At 68.5% G+C, this 15,495-nt stretch carries 13 protein-coding genes; 9 read left to right on the top strand and 4 right to left on the bottom strand.

The annotated features are described in order from the left end of the window. Positions 1–42: 42 nt before the first annotated feature. Positions 43–1,104 (bottom strand): methylmalonyl Co-A mutase-associated GTPase MeaB, encoded by a 1,062-nt coding sequence (gene meaB / locus QTI17_RS10415; protein ID WP_286532941.1) that lies wholly within the window; start codon positions 1,102–1,104, stop codon positions 43–45. A gap of 2 nt (positions 1,105–1,106) precedes the next feature. Further along, on the bottom strand, positions 1,107–3,266 hold the full coding sequence (gene scpA, locus QTI17_RS10410) for a methylmalonyl-CoA mutase (protein WP_286532939.1): 2,160 nt from the start codon (positions 3,264–3,266) through the stop codon (positions 1,107–1,109). A gap of 127 nt (positions 3,267–3,393) precedes the next feature. Between scpA and QTI17_RS10405 the strand changes: the two genes are divergently transcribed. After that, positions 3,394–4,041: a GntR family transcriptional regulator gene (locus QTI17_RS10405; protein WP_286532937.1), complete on the top strand. Its 648-nt coding sequence runs from the start codon at positions 3,394–3,396 to the stop codon at positions 4,039–4,041. Between the two features lie 36 nt (positions 4,042–4,077). Here the strand turns inward: QTI17_RS10405 and dusA are convergent, their stop codons facing one another. Further along, positions 4,078–5,055, bottom strand: coding sequence for a tRNA dihydrouridine(20/20a) synthase DusA (gene dusA, locus QTI17_RS10400; protein WP_353506699.1), 978 nt, complete (start codon positions 5,053–5,055; stop codon positions 4,078–4,080). A 71-nt stretch (positions 5,056–5,126) separates the two neighbouring features. Beyond that, positions 5,127–6,278 (bottom strand): T6SS phospholipase effector Tle1-like catalytic domain-containing protein, encoded by a 1,152-nt coding sequence (locus QTI17_RS10395; protein WP_286532934.1) that lies wholly within the window; start codon positions 6,276–6,278, stop codon positions 5,127–5,129. 167 nt (positions 6,279–6,445) lie between these two features. Between QTI17_RS10395 and QTI17_RS10390 the strand changes: the two genes are divergently transcribed. The 8 genes from QTI17_RS10390 to QTI17_RS10355 all read left to right on the top strand — a co-directional run bounded on the left by QTI17_RS10390 (position 6,446) and on the right by QTI17_RS10355 (position 15,483). After that, entirely contained in the window at positions 6,446–7,705 is a 1,260-nt protein-coding gene (locus QTI17_RS10390; RefSeq protein WP_286532931.1) for an MFS transporter, read from the top strand. Between the two features lie 53 nt (positions 7,706–7,758). Further along, positions 7,759–8,922: an MFS transporter gene (locus QTI17_RS10385; protein ID WP_286533115.1), complete on the top strand. Its 1,164-nt coding sequence runs from the start codon at positions 7,759–7,761 to the stop codon at positions 8,920–8,922. A 171-nt stretch (positions 8,923–9,093) separates the two neighbouring features. After that, positions 9,094–10,401: an ABC transporter substrate-binding protein gene (locus tag QTI17_RS10380; RefSeq protein ID WP_286532929.1), complete on the top strand. Its 1,308-nt coding sequence runs from the start codon at positions 9,094–9,096 to the stop codon at positions 10,399–10,401. A 21-nt stretch (positions 10,402–10,422) separates the two neighbouring features. Next, complete coding sequence (locus tag QTI17_RS10375; RefSeq protein WP_478139984.1) at positions 10,423–11,376, top strand: carbohydrate ABC transporter permease; 954 nt, start codon at positions 10,423–10,425, stop codon at positions 11,374–11,376. Positions 11,377–11,389: 13 nt separating this feature from the next. Further along, positions 11,390–12,211, top strand: a complete 822-nt coding sequence (locus QTI17_RS10370; RefSeq protein ID WP_286532926.1) for a carbohydrate ABC transporter permease — start codon at positions 11,390–11,392, stop codon at positions 12,209–12,211. A gap of 23 nt (positions 12,212–12,234) precedes the next feature. Beyond that, positions 12,235–13,266, top strand: a complete 1,032-nt coding sequence (locus QTI17_RS10365; RefSeq protein WP_286532923.1) for an ABC transporter ATP-binding protein — start codon at positions 12,235–12,237, stop codon at positions 13,264–13,266. 13 nt (positions 13,267–13,279) lie between these two features. Beyond that, positions 13,280–14,698, top strand: coding sequence for a D-arabinitol 4-dehydrogenase (gene dalD, locus QTI17_RS10360; protein ID WP_286532919.1), 1,419 nt, complete (start codon positions 13,280–13,282; stop codon positions 14,696–14,698). Further along, positions 14,695–15,483, top strand: coding sequence for an L-iditol 2-dehydrogenase (locus tag QTI17_RS10355; protein WP_286532917.1), 789 nt, complete (start codon positions 14,695–14,697; stop codon positions 15,481–15,483). The genes dalD and QTI17_RS10355 overlap by 4 nt, the downstream gene beginning before the upstream one ends. Positions 15,484–15,495 lie beyond the last annotated feature (12 nt).

Here is a 15,495-nt window from a genome sequence, read left to right as displayed (position 1 = left end):
CCGTCGTAGGAGTTGATCTTTTTTGAAAGGGATGGCCGAAGGCTACGCCTGTCCGGCCTGGGCGGCGAGCAGTTGGCGCGCAGCCGTCGAGGCCGGCAGCCGGCCGGCCGCCACCTGGGCCACTGCCTGGGGCAGCAGCTCGCGCACCTGGGGATGGTGGCGGAAGGCTTGCTTGAGGCCGGCGTCGATGCGCTCCCACATCCAGGCCAGTGCCTGCTTCTCGCGCCGACTGGCGAAGCGGCCATTGGCCGCCTGCAGCGACTTGAACTGCAGCACCGCGTCCCAGAAGGCATCCACGCCGGTGCCCAGCAGGGCACTGAGCTGGATCACGCGGGGCAGCCAGAAGCGCACTTCGGCCTCGGGCGAGCCGGGCGCCGCGTGGGCGGCGTGGATGGCCTGGGCATGCGCGGGATTGCCATGGTGGCCGAACAGGCGCAGCGCGGAGGTGATCTGGGCCTGGGCGCGGGTGGCCGCATCCTTGTCGATGTCGGCCTTGTTGATCACCACCAGGTCGGCCAGCTCCATCACGCCCTTCTTGATCGCCTGCAGGTCGTCGCCGGCGTTGGGCAACTGCAGCAGCACGAACATGTCGGTCATGCCCGAGACTGCGGTCTCGCTCTGGCCGACGCCGACGGTCTCGACGATCACGATGTCGTAGCCGGCCGCCTCGCAGACCAGCATCGCCTCGCGCGTCTTCTCGGCCACGCCGCCGAGGGTCCCGCTCGAGGGGCTGGGCCGGATATAGGCGCGCTCATGCACCGACAGGTGCTCCATGCGCGTCTTGTCGCCGAGGATGGAGCCGCCCGAGACGGTGGACGACGGATCGATGGTGAGGACGGCTACCCGGTGCCCCAGTCCGATCAGGAACAGCCCGAGGGTTTCGATGAAGGTCGACTTGCCGACACCCGGCACGCCCGAGATGCCGAGCCGGAACGATTTCCCGGTGTGCGGCAGCAGGGCAGTGAGCAGTTCGTCGGCCTGCGCGCGATGGTCGGCACGGGTCGACTCGAGCAGTGTGATCGCCTTGGCGATCGCGCGGCGCTGCGGCGGGCCGTCGTCGGCCAGCAGGGCGTCCACCGTGACCGGTGTCTTGGCGGGCGGCATCGTCAGGCTGCAACCGCCGCGCGAATCTGCTCGAGCACGTCCTTGGCGCTCGCCGGGATCGGCGTGCCGGGACCGTAGATGCCCTTGACGCCGGCCTCGTAGAGAAAGTCGTAGTCCTGGCGCGGAATCACGCCGCCGACGAAGACGATGATGTCGTCGGCGCCCTGCTTCCTGAGCTCGGCGATGATCGCCGGCACCAGTGTCTTGTGGCCGGCGGCGAGGGTGCTGACGCCCACGGCATGGACGTCGTTCTCGATCGCCTGGCGCGCGCATTCCTCGGGGGTCTGGAACAGCGGGCCCATGTCGACGTCGAAGCCCAGGTCGGCGAAGGCGGTGGCGACGACCTTGGCGCCGCGGTCGTGGCCGTCCTGGCCGAGCTTGGAGATCATCACGCGCGGGCGCCGGCCCTGTTCCTCGGCGAACGCCGCGATCTCGTGCTGCAGCGCCTCCCAGCCTTCGGCCGAGTCGTAGGCGGCGGCATAGACGCCGGTGACTTTCTGCGTGTCGGCGCGGTGACGGCCGTAGATCTTCTCGAGCGCGTCGCTGATCTCGCCGACGGTGGCGCGCAGGCGCACCGCATTGATGCTCAGTTCGAGCAGGTTGCCCTCGCCGCTTTCCGCGGCGGCGGTGAGCGCGTCGAGGGCGGCCTGCACGGCGGCGCTGTCGCGCTGCTCGCGGATGGCCTTGAGCTTGGCGATCTGGCCATCGCGTACCTTGACGTTGTCGATCTGCAGGATGTCGTGGGTGTCTTCGGTCTTGAGCTTGTACTTGTTGACGCCGACGATGACGTCGCGGCCCGAATCGATGCGCGCCTGCTTGTCGGCCGCCGCGGCCTCGATCTTGAGCTTGGCCCAGCCGCTGTCGACGGCCTTGGTCATGCCGCCCATGGCCTCGACTTCCTCGATGATCGCCCAGGCCGCATCGGCCATGTCCTGCGTCAGCTTTTCCATCATGTAGCTGCCGGCCCAGGGGTCGATCACGCTGGTGATGTGGGTCTCTTCCTGGATGATGAGCTGGGTGTTGCGCGCGATGCGCGAGCTGAACTCGGTCGGCAGCGCGATCGCCTCGTCGAGTGCGTTGGTGTGCAGGCTCTGGGTGCCGCCGAAGACCGCGGCCATGGCCTCGATGGTGGTGCGCACCACGTTGTTGTAGGGGTCCTGCTCGGTCAGCGACCAGCCGGAGGTCTGGCAGTGCGTGCGCAGCATCAGGCTCTTGGGGTTCTTCGGCTCGAACTCCTTCATGATCCGGCACCACAGCAGGCGCGCCGCGCGCATCTTGGCGACTTCAAGGTAGAAGTTCATGCCGATGGCCCAGAAGAAGCTGAGCCGGCCCGCGAAGCCGTCGACGTCCAGGCCCTTGGCCAGCGCGGTCTTCACGTATTCCTTGCCGTCGGCCAGGGTGAAGGCCAGTTCGAGCGCCTGGTTGGCGCCGGCCTCCTGCATGTGGTAGCCACTGATCGAGATCGAGTTGAACTTCGGCATCTTCTGCGCCGTGTACTCGATGATGTCGCCAATGATCCGCATGCTCGGCGCCGGCGGAAAGATGTAGGTGTTGCGGACCATGAACTCCTTGAGGATGTCGTTCTGGATGGTTCCGCTCAGCTGGTCCTGGGCCACGCCCTGCTCTTCGGCCGCGACCACATAGCCCGCCAGCACCGGCAGCACCGCGCCGTTCATGGTCATCGAGACGCTGACCTTGTCGAGCGGGATCTGGTCGAACAGGATCTTCATGTCCTCGACCGAGTCGATCGCCACGCCGGCCTTGCCGACGTCGCCCGTCACCCGCGGATGGTCGCTGTCGTAGCCGCGGTGGGTGGCGAGGTCGAAGGCGACCGATACGCCCTGCCCGCCTGCCGCCAAGGCCTTGCGGTAGAAGGCGTTCGATTCCTCGGCGGTCGAGAAGCCGGCGTATTGGCGGATGGTCCATGGCCGCACCGCGTACATGGTGGCCTGGGGGCCGCGCAGGTAGGGCTCGAAGCCGGGCAAGGTGTCGGTGTACCGGAGGCCCTGGAGATCGGCCGCGGTGTAGAGCGGCTTGACCGTGATGCCGTCCGGCGTGACCCAGTTGAGCGCTTCGAGGTTGCCGCCGGGGGCGGACTTGGCGGCCGCCTTGGTCCAGGCTTCGAGGGTCGCAGGCGAGAAGGTGTAGTCGGATTTGCTCATGGGCGCCGCTTAGGAGGTCATGCAAAGGTTCGGGGACGAGTGTCTGCGCAGTCGCAGCGCAACGCCAGCGAGTGTACCTTATTCATAATTATTAATTCAAGTCGCCGGTTTGCGGTACATTTCAGGCATGTCCGCCGTCACCCTCACCCCGCGCGCCCTCTATGAAGAAGTGGCAGAGCTGCTGCGCCAGCGCATCTTCAGCCGCGAGCTCGAACCCGGGAGCTGGATCGACGAACTCCGGCTGGCCGAGGAATACGGAATCAGCCGGACGCCGCTCCGCGAGGCGCTGAAAGTGCTGGCCGCCGAGGGGCTGGTGACGATGAAGGTGCGGCGCGGCGCCTACGTCACCGAGGTATCGGAAAAGGACCTGGCGGACGTCTACCACCTGCTGAGCCTGCTCGAGAGCGATGCGGCCGGCGTCGTGGCCGGGCACGCCAGCGAGGCCGAGCTGGCCGAGCTCGAGCGGCTGCACGCCGAACTCGAGGCGGCCGCCAAGCCCGGGCATGTCGACCGCGAGCATTTCTTTGCGCTGAACGAGCGCTTTCACATGCGGCTGCTGGCGATCGCCAACAACCGCTGGCGCGACCAGATGGTGGCCGACCTGCGCAAGGTGATGAAGCTGAACCGGCACAACTCGCTGCTGAAGGCGGGGCGGATCGACGAGTCGCTGAACGAGCACCGGGCGATCATGGCGGCGATCACGGCGCGCGACCCGGACGCCGCGATGGCCCGGACGCAGGAGCACTTCCGCAACGGACTGCAGGCGGCGAATTGAGTTCGTCGAACGCGGCCGGGCTTCGCCGGCCGGAGGTCACTGGGCGGCGGCGACCGTTTCGTGCGCGATGTCCATCACTTCGTGCGGCGGCAGCGTCTTGAGCTTGTGGTCGCTCCACACCTGGCGCCAGCGGCGAGCGCCTGCCAGGCCGTTGCGCAGGCCGAGCATGTGGCGCGCGATATTGGACCAGGGCGTGCCATGCTCGGCGGCCTCGCGGGCCATGTAGTCGCACATCTGCAGCTCGACCGCTTCGCGCGTCAGCGTCGAGGGCGGCTCGCCGTAGAACACCGCATCCCACTCGGACAGGCTCCAGGGGTTGTGGTAGGCCTCGCGGCCGATCATCACGCCGTCGAGCAGGCGCAGATGGGCCTGCATCTGCGCCGTGTCGGCGAAGCCGCCGTTGATCGAGAAGGCGAGCGTCGGGAAGTCGTGCTTGAGCCGGTGCACCAGCTCGTAGCGCAGCGGCGGCACCTCGCGGTTCTGTTTCGGCGACAGGCCCTTGAGCCAGGCGTTGCGGGCATGGACGATGAAGGTGCTGCAACCGGCCTCGCTGACCCGGCCGACGAAGTCGCGCACGAATTCATAGCTCTCGATCTTGTCGATGCCGATGCGGTGCTTGACCGTGACCGGGACGTCGACCACGTCGACCATCGCCTTCACGCAGTCGGCCACCAGCTGCGGCTCGTTCATGAGGCAGGCCCCGAAGGCGCCGCGCTGCACCCGCTCGCTCGGGCAGCCGCAGTTGATGTTGATCTCGTCGTAGCCCCAGGCCTCGCCCAGCTTCGCGCAGTGGGCGAGGTCGGCGGGCTCGCTGCCGCCAAGCTGCAGCGCCACCGGGTGCTCCTCGGCGTTGAAGCGCAGGTGGCGCGGCACGTCGCCATGGATCAGCGCGCCGGTGGTCACCATCTCGGTGTAGAGCAAGGCGCGGCGGGTCAGCAGGCGATGGAAGTAGCGGCAGTGGCGGTCGGTCCAATCCATCATCGGAGCGACGGACAGGATCTTCGGTGCAGTCAAGGAGGCGTTCCGGATTCGAAGTGGGACTTGGCTCGCCCTGGGCGGCGGACGGAGTGCCGAATTTTGCCACCCTAAGCCCGCAGCAGGCCCGGATCCAGCCGGCGCCCCTGCAACAGCGCCGCCAGTCCCTGCGGCTGGTAGCCCGCGAAACCGTCCAGGTAGACCTGCACGCTCGGATGGAACAGCGCATCCTGCGGGATCTTCCGCGGCCCGTGAGGCAGCAGGGCGAAGGGCGGGTCCTTGTACGGTGTATGGACCGGCCCGAAGTTGCCGGCTTTCACCGCCTGGTACTGCGGCGAGATCGCCACGCCGCCGTCCCTGAAGTGGCCGATCATCCAGTCGAGCGCGAAGCCCGACAGGTCCTGCGTCGGGTAGCCGCCGCCGACATCCGCGTGCGCACCGCAGAACCAGCGCTGGTGGACGCCGTCCCTGGCGTCCCACAGGGTCGGTTCGAAGTCGCCCCGCTGCTCGTCGATGGCGATGGCATGGAAGCCGCTGCGCACCTTCGGCGACAACGCCCGGTCGGCGAACTCGAAGACGTCGATCTTCTTCGCGTCGGCCGGGTCGTACAGCGGCACGCCCAGCGAGCCGACCGTGTCCCAGACGCCGATGGCCTCGATGCCGACACCCTGCACCAGCCGCGCCGGGTCGATGCGGCGCGACTTGAATTCCTCCAGGTAGCCCAGCAGGGTGCTCGCCTTGCCCGCCCGCCGCCGGTACTCGGCCCAGACATGGATGCCGAGGCCATAGGCCTTGGCGGCGTCGTAGCTGCCGTCGTCCGCGCGCATCGCGTCCGGCGGCAGCAGGCCCATCGCGGCGATCATGCCGCCCAGGGCGCGCACCGTGTAGGCTCCGCGGCTGAAGCCGGCCAGGTAGATGCGGTCGCCGGGCTGGTAGTTGCGGGACACGAAGGTGTAGCCGCGCACGATCCGCTCGATGAAGCCCTCGCCGAAGACGCCCCCCAGGATCTTGCGGATCGCATTGCCCGAATCGCCCACGCCATGCAGGTACTTGGCGACCTGGGTGGCGCCGCCGTCGGGACCGAGCGCGACTTTTTCCTGTTCGTCCTGCTTGCGCAGCGAGTCGGGCGTGACCGCGCCGGCGAGGGCCGCGAACAGTCGCAGCACGTTGGTGGCGTCGGCCTGCAGCTCGTCGCCATCGCCCTGGGAATGGCCCAGGCCCTTCCAGGTGCCGTCGGCACAAAAAACGATGTTCTTCGCCATGCTGCGTCCTTTTCTCGGAGATGCCCGGCGGTCAGTCTGGTCCGCCGCGGATGCGGAATCCATGCGCCATTCGCTCTATGCCGCGCGCTCGAAGCGCCCGCCTGCAGGCCTTCGGCGGAAATGCTATGGTGCGAATCCAGGGTTAACCCTTCACCTTCCCCTCCCCCGTGCCCTCTCACCCAGCCCCCGGCCATGCCGGGCCGCAGGCTCCCGCCGCGCCTGCCGCGCTCTCGACCGGACTCACGCTGCTGTTCGCGGTGGCCTGCGGGCTGTGCGTCGCCAACATCTACTTCGCCCAGCCGCTGATCGGCCCCATCGCGGCCACGCTGCAGATGCACGCCGGCCTGGCCGGGCTGATCATGACGCTGACCCAGCTCGGCTACGGCGCCGGGCTGCTCTTCCTGGTGCCGCTGGCCGACGTGGTGGAAAACCGCCGGCTGATCCTGGCCGCGATGGCCGGCGCGGTCGTGGGCCTGGTCGGGATCGCCTTGTCGAACTCGGCCGTCGCCTTTCTGGCGGCCTCCTTCCTGGTCGGCACCTGCGCCGTCGCGGCCCAGGTGCTGGTGCCCCTGGCCTCGCACCTGGTGGCCGACGCGACACGGGGCAAGGTGGTCGGCAACATCATGGCCGGGCTGCTGGCCGGAATCATGCTGGCCCGCCCGTTCTCCAGCCTGGTGGCCTCGGCCTTCGGCTGGCGGGCGGTGTTCGCGGTCTCGGCGCTGCTGATGGCCGTGCTGGCCGGGGTGCTCTGGCGGGCCCTGCCCCGGCGCCATCCCCATGGCTCGATCGGATATGCCCGCACCCTCGCCTCGCTGCCGGGCATCGTCCGGCGCACACCCCTGCTGCGCCGGCGAGCGCTCTACCAAGGATTGCTCTTCTCGGCTTTCCAGGCCTTCTGGACCGCCGTGCCGCTGGCGCTGGCGCACGAGTTCGGCCTCGGCCAGGGCGGCATCGCCTTGTTCGCGCTGGCCGGAGCGGCCGGTGCGCTGGTCGCCCCCTGGGCCGGCCGGCTGGCCGACCGGGGACACACGCAACCCGCCACGGGCGCGGCCATCGGCGTCGCCCTGCTCTCGTTCGGTGTTGCCGCGCTCGGCTTCCGCTTTCATTCGATGGCGGCGCTGGTGGCTGCCGCGGTGCTGCTCGACGGCGCGGTCCAGCTGTGCAACGTGCTGAGTCTGCGCAGCCTCTACATCATGGCGCCGGAACTGCGAGGCCGGCTCAACGGGCTGTTCCTGACCTTCATCTTCCTCTGCGCCGCGGTGGCTTCGGCGCTGGCGGCGGCGGTCTACACCTTCCACGGATGGGGCGCGCTGTGCGCCCTGGGCGCCGGCTTCGGGGGGGTCGGCCTATTGTATTACGGCACCGAATTCAGGCGGAAAGCCCTTTCGCCGCCGCCCGCGGCAGCGCTTCGAGATAATAAGGGTTAACCCTCGACCCCCCCCTGATGACAGCTCCTTCCTCGCAGCGCGCGTCGCCGCGCATGCCCGTGGCCCTGCTCGCCCTCGCCGCCGCCGCCTTCGCCATCGGCACCAGCGAGTTCGTGGTGATGGGCCTGCTGCCCGACATGGCCCTGGACCTCGGCGTCACGCTATCGCAGGCCGGCCTGCTGGTGACCGGCTATGCGATGGGCGTGGTGGTCGGAGCGCCGGTGTTCGCAGTGGCGACGGCACGGCTGCCGCGCAAGGCCACGCTGGTCGCGCTGGCCTGCCTGTTCGTGCTGGGCAACCTGCTGTGCGCGCTGGCACCGGACTACGGACTGCTGATGGCCGCCCGGGTCATCACCGCCCTGGCCCATGGCACCTTCTTCGGCATCGGATCGGTGGTCGCCGCAGGACTGGTGCCGCCCAACCGCCGCTCGCAGGCGATCGCGCTGATGTTCACCGGCCTCACGCTGGCCAACGTGCTCGGCGTGCCGATGGGCCGGATCATCGGCGAGCACTTCGGATGGCGGATGACCTTCGCCGCGATCGTGGTGATTGCGCTGGGCGCCGTCGCCGCCCTGGTCGCGTTGCTGCCGCGGCAGATCGAGATGCAGCGGGGCAATATCCTCCGCGAATTCAGCGTGCTGGCCGACCGTCGCGTGCTGCTCGCGCTCGCCACCAGCGCCCTGACCTCGGCCAGCCTGTTCTGCGTCTTCACCTTCATCGCGCCGCTGCTGACTCAGGTCAGCGGCTTCTCGAACGCGGCCGTGGCACCGGTCCTGCTGCTGCTGGGCGTCGGGCTGACGATCGGCAGCACCATCGGCGGCCGCCTCGGCGACCGGCGGCTGGTGCCCTCGATGCTGGGGGTGCTGGGGCTCAACGCGTTGGTGCTGGGGCTGCTGCATTTCGCGCTGCCGCTGAAGGCGCCGACGGTGCTGCTGATGCTGCTGTGGACCACGCTCTCGTTCGCACTGGTGCCCTTGCTGCAGACGCTGATCGTGCAGCAGGCGAGCGCGGCGCCGAACCTCGCCTCGACCCTGAACCAGGGCGCGTTCAATCTCGGCAACGCCGCCGGCGCCTGGATCGGCAGCGGCATGCTGGCCGCGGGCGCGCCGCTGGCCGGCCTGCCCTGGGCCGGCGCGGCCATCTCGCTCGGCGCCCTGGCCCTGGCCGCCTGGAGCAGCCGGCTGGGCGACCGCGAAGCGCTGCTGCAGACCGCCTGAGCCCGCCAAAGCAAGTCCCCCTGCACATCCCTGGTTGCGGGATTAGGGATGACACCGAGATGATCGGTGCATCCAAGTATCAGCCGGGGCAAAGGAAGTACCAAACCCGGAAATTCGCGTCTCCACAATCGGCGCACGGCGACCCGCGTCGTCGATCACAAGGAGACATTCATGAAGCGTTTTCTGAAGGCGGGCCTGGCGCTCGCAATGGCCGGTGCGGGCTTGGCCCATGCCGCAACCGAGCTCGTGATCGCGACCGTGAACAACGGCCACATGATCGAGATGCAGAAGCTCGGCAAGTTCTTCGAGCAGGCCAACCCCGACATCAAGCTCAAGTGGGTCACGCTGGAAGAAGGCACGCTGCGCCAGCGCGTGACGACCGACATCGCCACCAAGGGCGGCCAGTTCGACGTCATGACCATCGGCATGTACGAGACGCCGATCTGGGCCAAGAAGGGCTGGCTCAACCCGATCGCGACCGACGCGGCGTATGACGTCGACGACCTGCTGCCGGCGATGCGCAACGGCCTCTCGGCCGACGGCAAGCTCTACGCCGCGCCCTTCTACGGCGAAAGCTCGATGCTCATGTACCGCAAGGACCTCGCGGACAAGGTCGGCTTCAAGATGCCCGACCAGCCGACCTGGGTGCAGGTGAAGGAGCTCGCGGGCAAGATCCACGACCCGAAGGCCGGTGTCTACGGCATCTGCCTGCGCGGCAAGCCGGGCTGGGGCGACAACATGGCGCTCCTCACGACCATGGTCAACACCAACGGCGGCCAGTGGTTCGACACCAGCTGGAAGCCGCAGATCGACACCAAGCCCTGGCATGACGCGATCAGCTTCTACGTCGACCTCATGAAGGCCTACGGCCCGCCCGGCGCGTCGGCGAACAGCTTCAACGAGAACCTGGCGCTGTTCAACGAAGGCAAGTGCGGGATGTGGGTCGATGCCACCATCGCGGCCTCGTTCGTGAGCGATCCCAAGCAGTCGAAGGTGGCCGACAAGGTGGCGTTCGCGCAGGCCCCGACCGCGGTCACGCCGAAGGGCGCCAACTGGCTGTGGGCCTGGGCGCTCGCGATTCCGGCCGGCTCGCAGAAGGTCGACGCGGCGCAGACTTTCATCAAGTGGGCGACCTCGAAGGACTACATCAAGCTGGTCGCGAAGGAAGAAGGCTGGGGCTCGGTGCCAACGGGCACGCGCAAGTCGACCTATGCCACGCCGGAGTTCGTCAAGGCCGCGCGCTTCGCCGAGGCCGAGAAGAAGGCCATCGACACCGCGAACCCGAACGACAGCACGCTGCCCAAGTCGCCGTACGTCGGCGTGCAGTACGCGGCCATTCCGGAATTCCAGGCCATCGGCGTGGCCGTGGGCCAGCAGATGAGCGCGGCGCTCTCGGGCAAGGTGACGGTCGACCAGGCCTTGAAGACCTCGCAGACCACTGCCGAGCGCGAGATGAAGAAGGCCGGGTACTACAAGTAGCCCGACACCGGACATTTCGCCGTGTCGCATCTCCCAACTCCCGTCCCGGAGACCCCGCCGGCGGACCCGCAAGGCTGGCTCCACGGCGGCGCCCGGTCCGCTCGAAAGGAGGCCGCCGCGAGCCGCCTGCTTCCCCGCGCATTGATGGCGCCGGCCGTGGCGGTCCTGGTCCTCTGGATGCTGGCGCCGCTGTTGATGTCGATCTACTTCTCGTTCGTCAACTACAACCTGATGCAGCCCGGCGAGCGCACGTTCAACGGGATCGAGAACTTCCACTACTTCGTCACCGACCCGGACTTCTGGCCCGCCGTGTGGAACACGCTGGTGCTGATCGGCAGCGTGATCGTCATCACGGTGGTGCTGGGCGTGGGGCTGGCGCTGCTGGTGAACGAGCCCTTCCCGGGCCGCGGCATCGTGCGCGTGCTGCTGATCTCGCCCTTCTTCGTGATGCCCACGGTGAACGCGCTGCTGTGGAAGCACATGATGATGAACCCGATCTATGGCGTGCTGGCCGACCTCTGGCGGGCCTTCGGGGCCGAGCCGGTCGACTGGCTCACGGACCTGCCGCTGTTCTCCGTGATCATCATGGTCGCGTGGCAGTGGCTGCCCTTCGCCTGCCTGATCTTCATCACCTCGCTGCAATCGCTCGACCGCGAGCAGATGGAGGCCGCGCGCATGGACGGCGCGACTGCCGTCCAGCGCTTCGGCTACCTCACGCTGCCGCACCTCGGACGGCCGATGGCGGTGGTGATCATGATCGAGATGATCTTCCTGCTCTCCGTGTTCGCCGAAATCGCGATCACGACCGCCGGCGGCCCCGGCAACGAGAGCACGAACCTCACGTACATGATCTTCAAGCAGTCGCTGATGAACTTCGACGTCGGTGTCGCATCGGCGGGCGCGCTGTTCGCGGTGGTGCTGGCCAACATCGTGGCGGCCTTCCTGATCCGCATCATCGGCAAGAACCTCGACTGAAGGGACGAACGCCATGGACGAACGCCGACTCCCCCTGATCCTTCGCGCCGTCGGCGCGTGGATCGTCACCCTGCTGCTGTTCTTTCCGCTCGGCTGGCTGGTGCTGACCTCGTTCAAGACCGAACTGCAGGCGATCCACGTGCCGCCGCTCTTCTTCTTCGAGCCGACGCTGGAGAACTTCACCGAGGTGCAGCGCCGGAGCGACTATCTGCTGTTCGCGCGGAACTCGCTGATCACGAGCATCGGCTCCACGATCATCGGCCTCGCGATCGCAGCACCAGCCGCGTACTCGATGGCCTTCTTCCGCACGAAGCGCACGCGCGACATCCTGATGTGGATGCTCTCCACCAAGATGATGCCGGCGGTCGGCGCACTGGTGCCGATCTACGTGATCGCGCAGACCGCCGGCCTGCTCGACACGCGCACGGCGCTCACCGTGGTCTTCACGCTGTCGAACCTGCCGATCATGGTGTGGATGCTCTACACGAGCTACAAGGACATCCCGCCCGAGATCCTCGAGGCCGCGCGCATGGACGGCGCGAACCTGTGGACCGAGTTCCGGCACGTGGTGCTGCCACTGTCGATCGGCGGGCTCGCCTCTACCGGCCTGCTGTGCCTGATCCTGAGCTGGAACGAGGCCTTCTGGGCGCTCAACCTCAGCTCCGCGAAGGCCGGCACGCTGGCGACCATGATCGCCTCGTACTCGAGCCCCGAAGGCCTCTTCTGGGCCAAGCTGTCGGCCGCCTCGGTGATGGCGATCGCGCCGATCGTGGTCTTCGGCTGGTTCAGCCAGAAGCAACTGGTGCAGGGCCTCACCTTCGGTGCGGTCAAGTAACGAACTTCAGAGAGTACACCCACATGGCCTACCTCCAACTCGACAACATCCAGAAGAGCTTCGGCGACACGCACGTGATCAAGGGCGTGAACCTGGAGATCGACAAGGGCGAGTTCATCGTCTTCGTCGGCCCCTCGGGCTGCGGCAAGTCGACCTTGCTGCGGCTGATCGCGGGGCTCGAATCGATCACCAGCGGCCGGCTCCTGCTCGACGGCAAGGACATCACGCAAACGCCCTCGGGCAAGCGCGACCTGGCGATGGTGTTCCAGAGCTATGCGCTCTATCCGCACATGAGCGTGTTCGACAACATGTCCTTCGCGCTCAAGCTCGCGGGGGTGTCGAAGGACGTGATCAAGAGCAAGGTGGACTACGCGGCGAAGACGCTCAACCTCACGCAGTACCTGGCCCGCACGCCGAAGGAACTGTCGGGCGGCCAGCGCCAGCGGGTGGCGATCGGCCGCGCGATCGTGCGGGCGCCGAAGGTGTTCCTGTTCGACGAACCGCTGTCCAACCTCGACGCCGCGCTGCGCGGCAACACCCGGGTCGAGATCCACAAGCTGCACCGCGCGCTCGGGGCCACCAGCATCTACGTGACGCACGACCAGGTCGAGGCGATGACGCTGGCCGACCGCGTGGTGGTGCTGCGCGACGGCCTGATCGAGCAGGTCGGCACGCCGATGGAACTCTACGACCGCCCGGCCAACCAGTTCGTCGCCCAGTTCATCGGCATGCCGTCGATGAACATGGTCGAGGCCAAGGCGATCCCCAGCTTCTCGGCCCAGACCGGCGGCCGGCTGCCGGCCGACGGCTTTCTCGGCGTGCGCCCGGAGGCGCTGCGCGTGCACCAGGGGCAAGGCATCGGCGCACCGGCCCGCGTCGAGCTGATCGAAGCACTGGGCGCCGACACGCTGATCCACATCGATGTCGGCGGCGTGCCGCTGGTGGCGCGCCAGAACGAGCGCACCGACTTGCAGGCCGGCGACGCGGTGAGCGTCGAACTGGACCCTGCCGTGCTTCATTTCTTCAACCGCGAAGGCCGCACGGTCGCGGCCTGAACCCGCTCGCGCCATGAACTCCCCTGCCCCTGCCGACTTGGTGGTGCTCCACCTCGGGCTCGGCTCCTTCCACCGGGCCCACCAGGCGGTGTATCTGCAAGCGCTGATCGATGCCGGCGACACCCGCTGGTCGATCAGCGGCGCCAACCTGCGGCCTGACATGGCCGAGGTCGAAGCCGCCCTGCGCGCACAAGACGGCCGCTACACGCTGGAAACGGTGTCGCCGGCCGGCGCCTACCGCTACCAGCGCATCGAGGCGATCCGCGAGGTGCTGCCCTACGACCCGAGCCTGGCGGCGGTGATCGCCCGCGGCGCCGATCCCCGCACCCGGATCGTCTCGTTCACCGTGACCGAGGCCGGCTACTACCTCGACCCGCACGACCGGCTCGATGTCGCGGCGCCCGACCTGGCGCGCGACCTCGACCGGGCCCGCGAAGGGCTCGCCGGCAGCACCATCTACGGCGCGGTCTGCGCCATCCTGCGCGCGCGCCGGGCCACCGATGGCGGGCCGGTGACGCTGCTGAACTGCGACAACCTGCGCCACAACGGCGATCGCTTCCAGCGCGGCTTGAGCGCGTTCATCGAGGCCGCCGGCGAGACCGATCTGCTGGCCTGGGCGCACGCCCACACCAGCACGCCGAACGCGATGGTCGACCGGATCACGCCGCGCCCGCCGCCCGAGCTGCACCAGCGGGTGCGCGCCGCCACCGGCTGGGACGACGCCGCGCCGGTCACCGGCGAGAGCTTCATCCAGTGGGTGATCGAGGACCGCTTCATCCACGGCCGGCCCGCATGGGAAAAGGTCGGCGTGCAGCTGGTCGATTCGGTCTCGCCCTACGAGGAGGCGAAGATCCGGATCCTCAACGCCAGCCACAGCTGCATCGCCTGGGCCGGCACCCTGGCCGGGCTGAACTACATCCATGAAGGCACGCAGGACGCGACGATCCGGCGCATGGCCTTCGACTACGTCACGGACGATGTCATCCCCTGCCTCGACCGCCCGGGGCAGCCGAGCCCGGTCGACCTGCCGGCCTATCGCGACGTGGTGCTCGAGCGCTTCGGCAATCCTGCGATCCGCGACACCAACCAGCGGGTGGCGATGGACGGCTTCTCGAAGATCCCGGGCTTCATCGCGCCGACCGTGCGCGAGCGGCTGTCGCGCGGCGAGCCCATCGCCAGCGTCGCCCTGCTGCCGGCCCTGTTCCTGGCCTTCCTGCAGCGCTGGCACCAGGGCACGCTGCCCTACGCATACCAAGACCAGGGCATGGACGAGGCGCTCGCCCATGCGATCTGCGCGGCCGCCGATCCGGTGGCGGCGCTGGGCGCCGACCGCGGCCTGTGGGGCGACGCCGCCGGCGACGCCCGGCTGGTCGATGCGCTGCGGGACGCCGACCTGCGGGTGCAGCGCTTCATCGCCGGAGCACGGCCATGACCGGCCGTCTGGCGCAGCGCCATGTGCTGATCACCGGTGCCGGCGGCGGGATCGGGCTCGCGATCGCAGAGGCCTGCCTCGCCGAAGGCGCCGTCTGCACACTGGCCGACCGTGCCGACACCCCGGCCGATGGCGTGGCGCAGTTGCGGCGCCGGCACCCCGACGCGGCCGCCTACGTGGCGGCGGACGTCAGCGACAGCGCATCGGTGGGCGGCATGCTCTACGCGGCGCGGGCGGCGCACGGCGACATCCACGCCCTGGTCAACAATGCGGCGCTGTTCGACATGGCGCCGCTGCTCGAGAGCGACGCGGCCTCCTTCGACCGCCTGTTCGCGGTCAACGTCAAGGGCATGTTCTTCGTGATGCAGCGCGTGCTGCAGCACATGGTGGATGCCGGCGTCGCGGGCGGCTCGGTCATCAACATGGCCTCGCAGGCCGGCCGCCGCGGCGAGGCGCTGGTGTCGCACTACTGCGCGACCAAGGCGGCGGTCATCAGCTACACGCAGAGCGCCGCGCTGGCGATGGCGCCGCACGGCATCCGGGTCAACGCCATCGCGCCGGGCGTGGTGGACACGCCGATGTGGAACCAGGTCGACGCCCTGTTCGCGAAGCACGAAGGCCTGCGCCCGGGGGAAAAGAAGCAGCGGGTCGGGCGCGAGGTTCCGCTCGGCCGGATGGGAACGCCGGCCGACATCGCCGGCGTGGCGGTGTTCCTGGCCAGCGACGAGGCGCGCTACATCACGGCGCAGACGCTCAATGTCGACGGTGGTAATGTCATGAGCTGAAGGTTCAGGGGA

Source organism: Variovorax sp. J31P179 (genome assembly GCF_030316985.1).
GTDB classification, from domain to species: Bacteria; Pseudomonadota; Gammaproteobacteria; order Burkholderiales; family Burkholderiaceae_C; genus Variovorax; species Variovorax ginsengisoli_B.
The sequence above is the reverse complement of the archived record's forward strand: the minus strand, read 5'-3'. Positions and strand labels throughout refer to the sequence as shown.

Excerpts from the sequence above, each read along its gene's own strand:
- meaB (WP_286532941.1), bottom strand. The coding sequence starts at position 1,104 with ATGCCGCCCGCCAAGACACCGGTCACGGTGGACGCCCTGCTGGCCGAC.
- dalD (WP_286532919.1), top strand. The coding sequence starts at position 13,280 with ATGAACTCCCCTGCCCCTGCCGACTTGGTGGTGCTCCACCTCGGGCTC.
- QTI17_RS10355 (WP_286532917.1), top strand. The coding sequence starts at position 14,695 with ATGACCGGCCGTCTGGCGCAGCGCCATGTGCTGATCACCGGTGCCGGC.
- QTI17_RS10370 (WP_286532926.1), top strand. The coding sequence starts at position 11,390 with ATGGACGAACGCCGACTCCCCCTGATCCTTCGCGCCGTCGGCGCGTGG.
- QTI17_RS10395 (WP_286532934.1), bottom strand. The coding sequence starts at position 6,278 with ATGGCGAAGAACATCGTTTTTTGTGCCGACGGCACCTGGAAGGGCCTG.
- QTI17_RS10380 (WP_286532929.1), top strand. The coding sequence starts at position 9,094 with ATGAAGCGTTTTCTGAAGGCGGGCCTGGCGCTCGCAATGGCCGGTGCG.
- QTI17_RS10385 (WP_286533115.1), top strand. The coding sequence starts at position 7,759 with ATGCCCGTGGCCCTGCTCGCCCTCGCCGCCGCCGCCTTCGCCATCGGC.
- QTI17_RS10405 (WP_286532937.1), top strand. The coding sequence starts at position 3,394 with ATGTCCGCCGTCACCCTCACCCCGCGCGCCCTCTATGAAGAAGTGGCA.
- scpA (WP_286532939.1), bottom strand. The coding sequence starts at position 3,266 with ATGAGCAAATCCGACTACACCTTCTCGCCTGCGACCCTCGAAGCCTGG.
- QTI17_RS10365 (WP_286532923.1), top strand. The coding sequence starts at position 12,235 with ATGGCCTACCTCCAACTCGACAACATCCAGAAGAGCTTCGGCGACACG.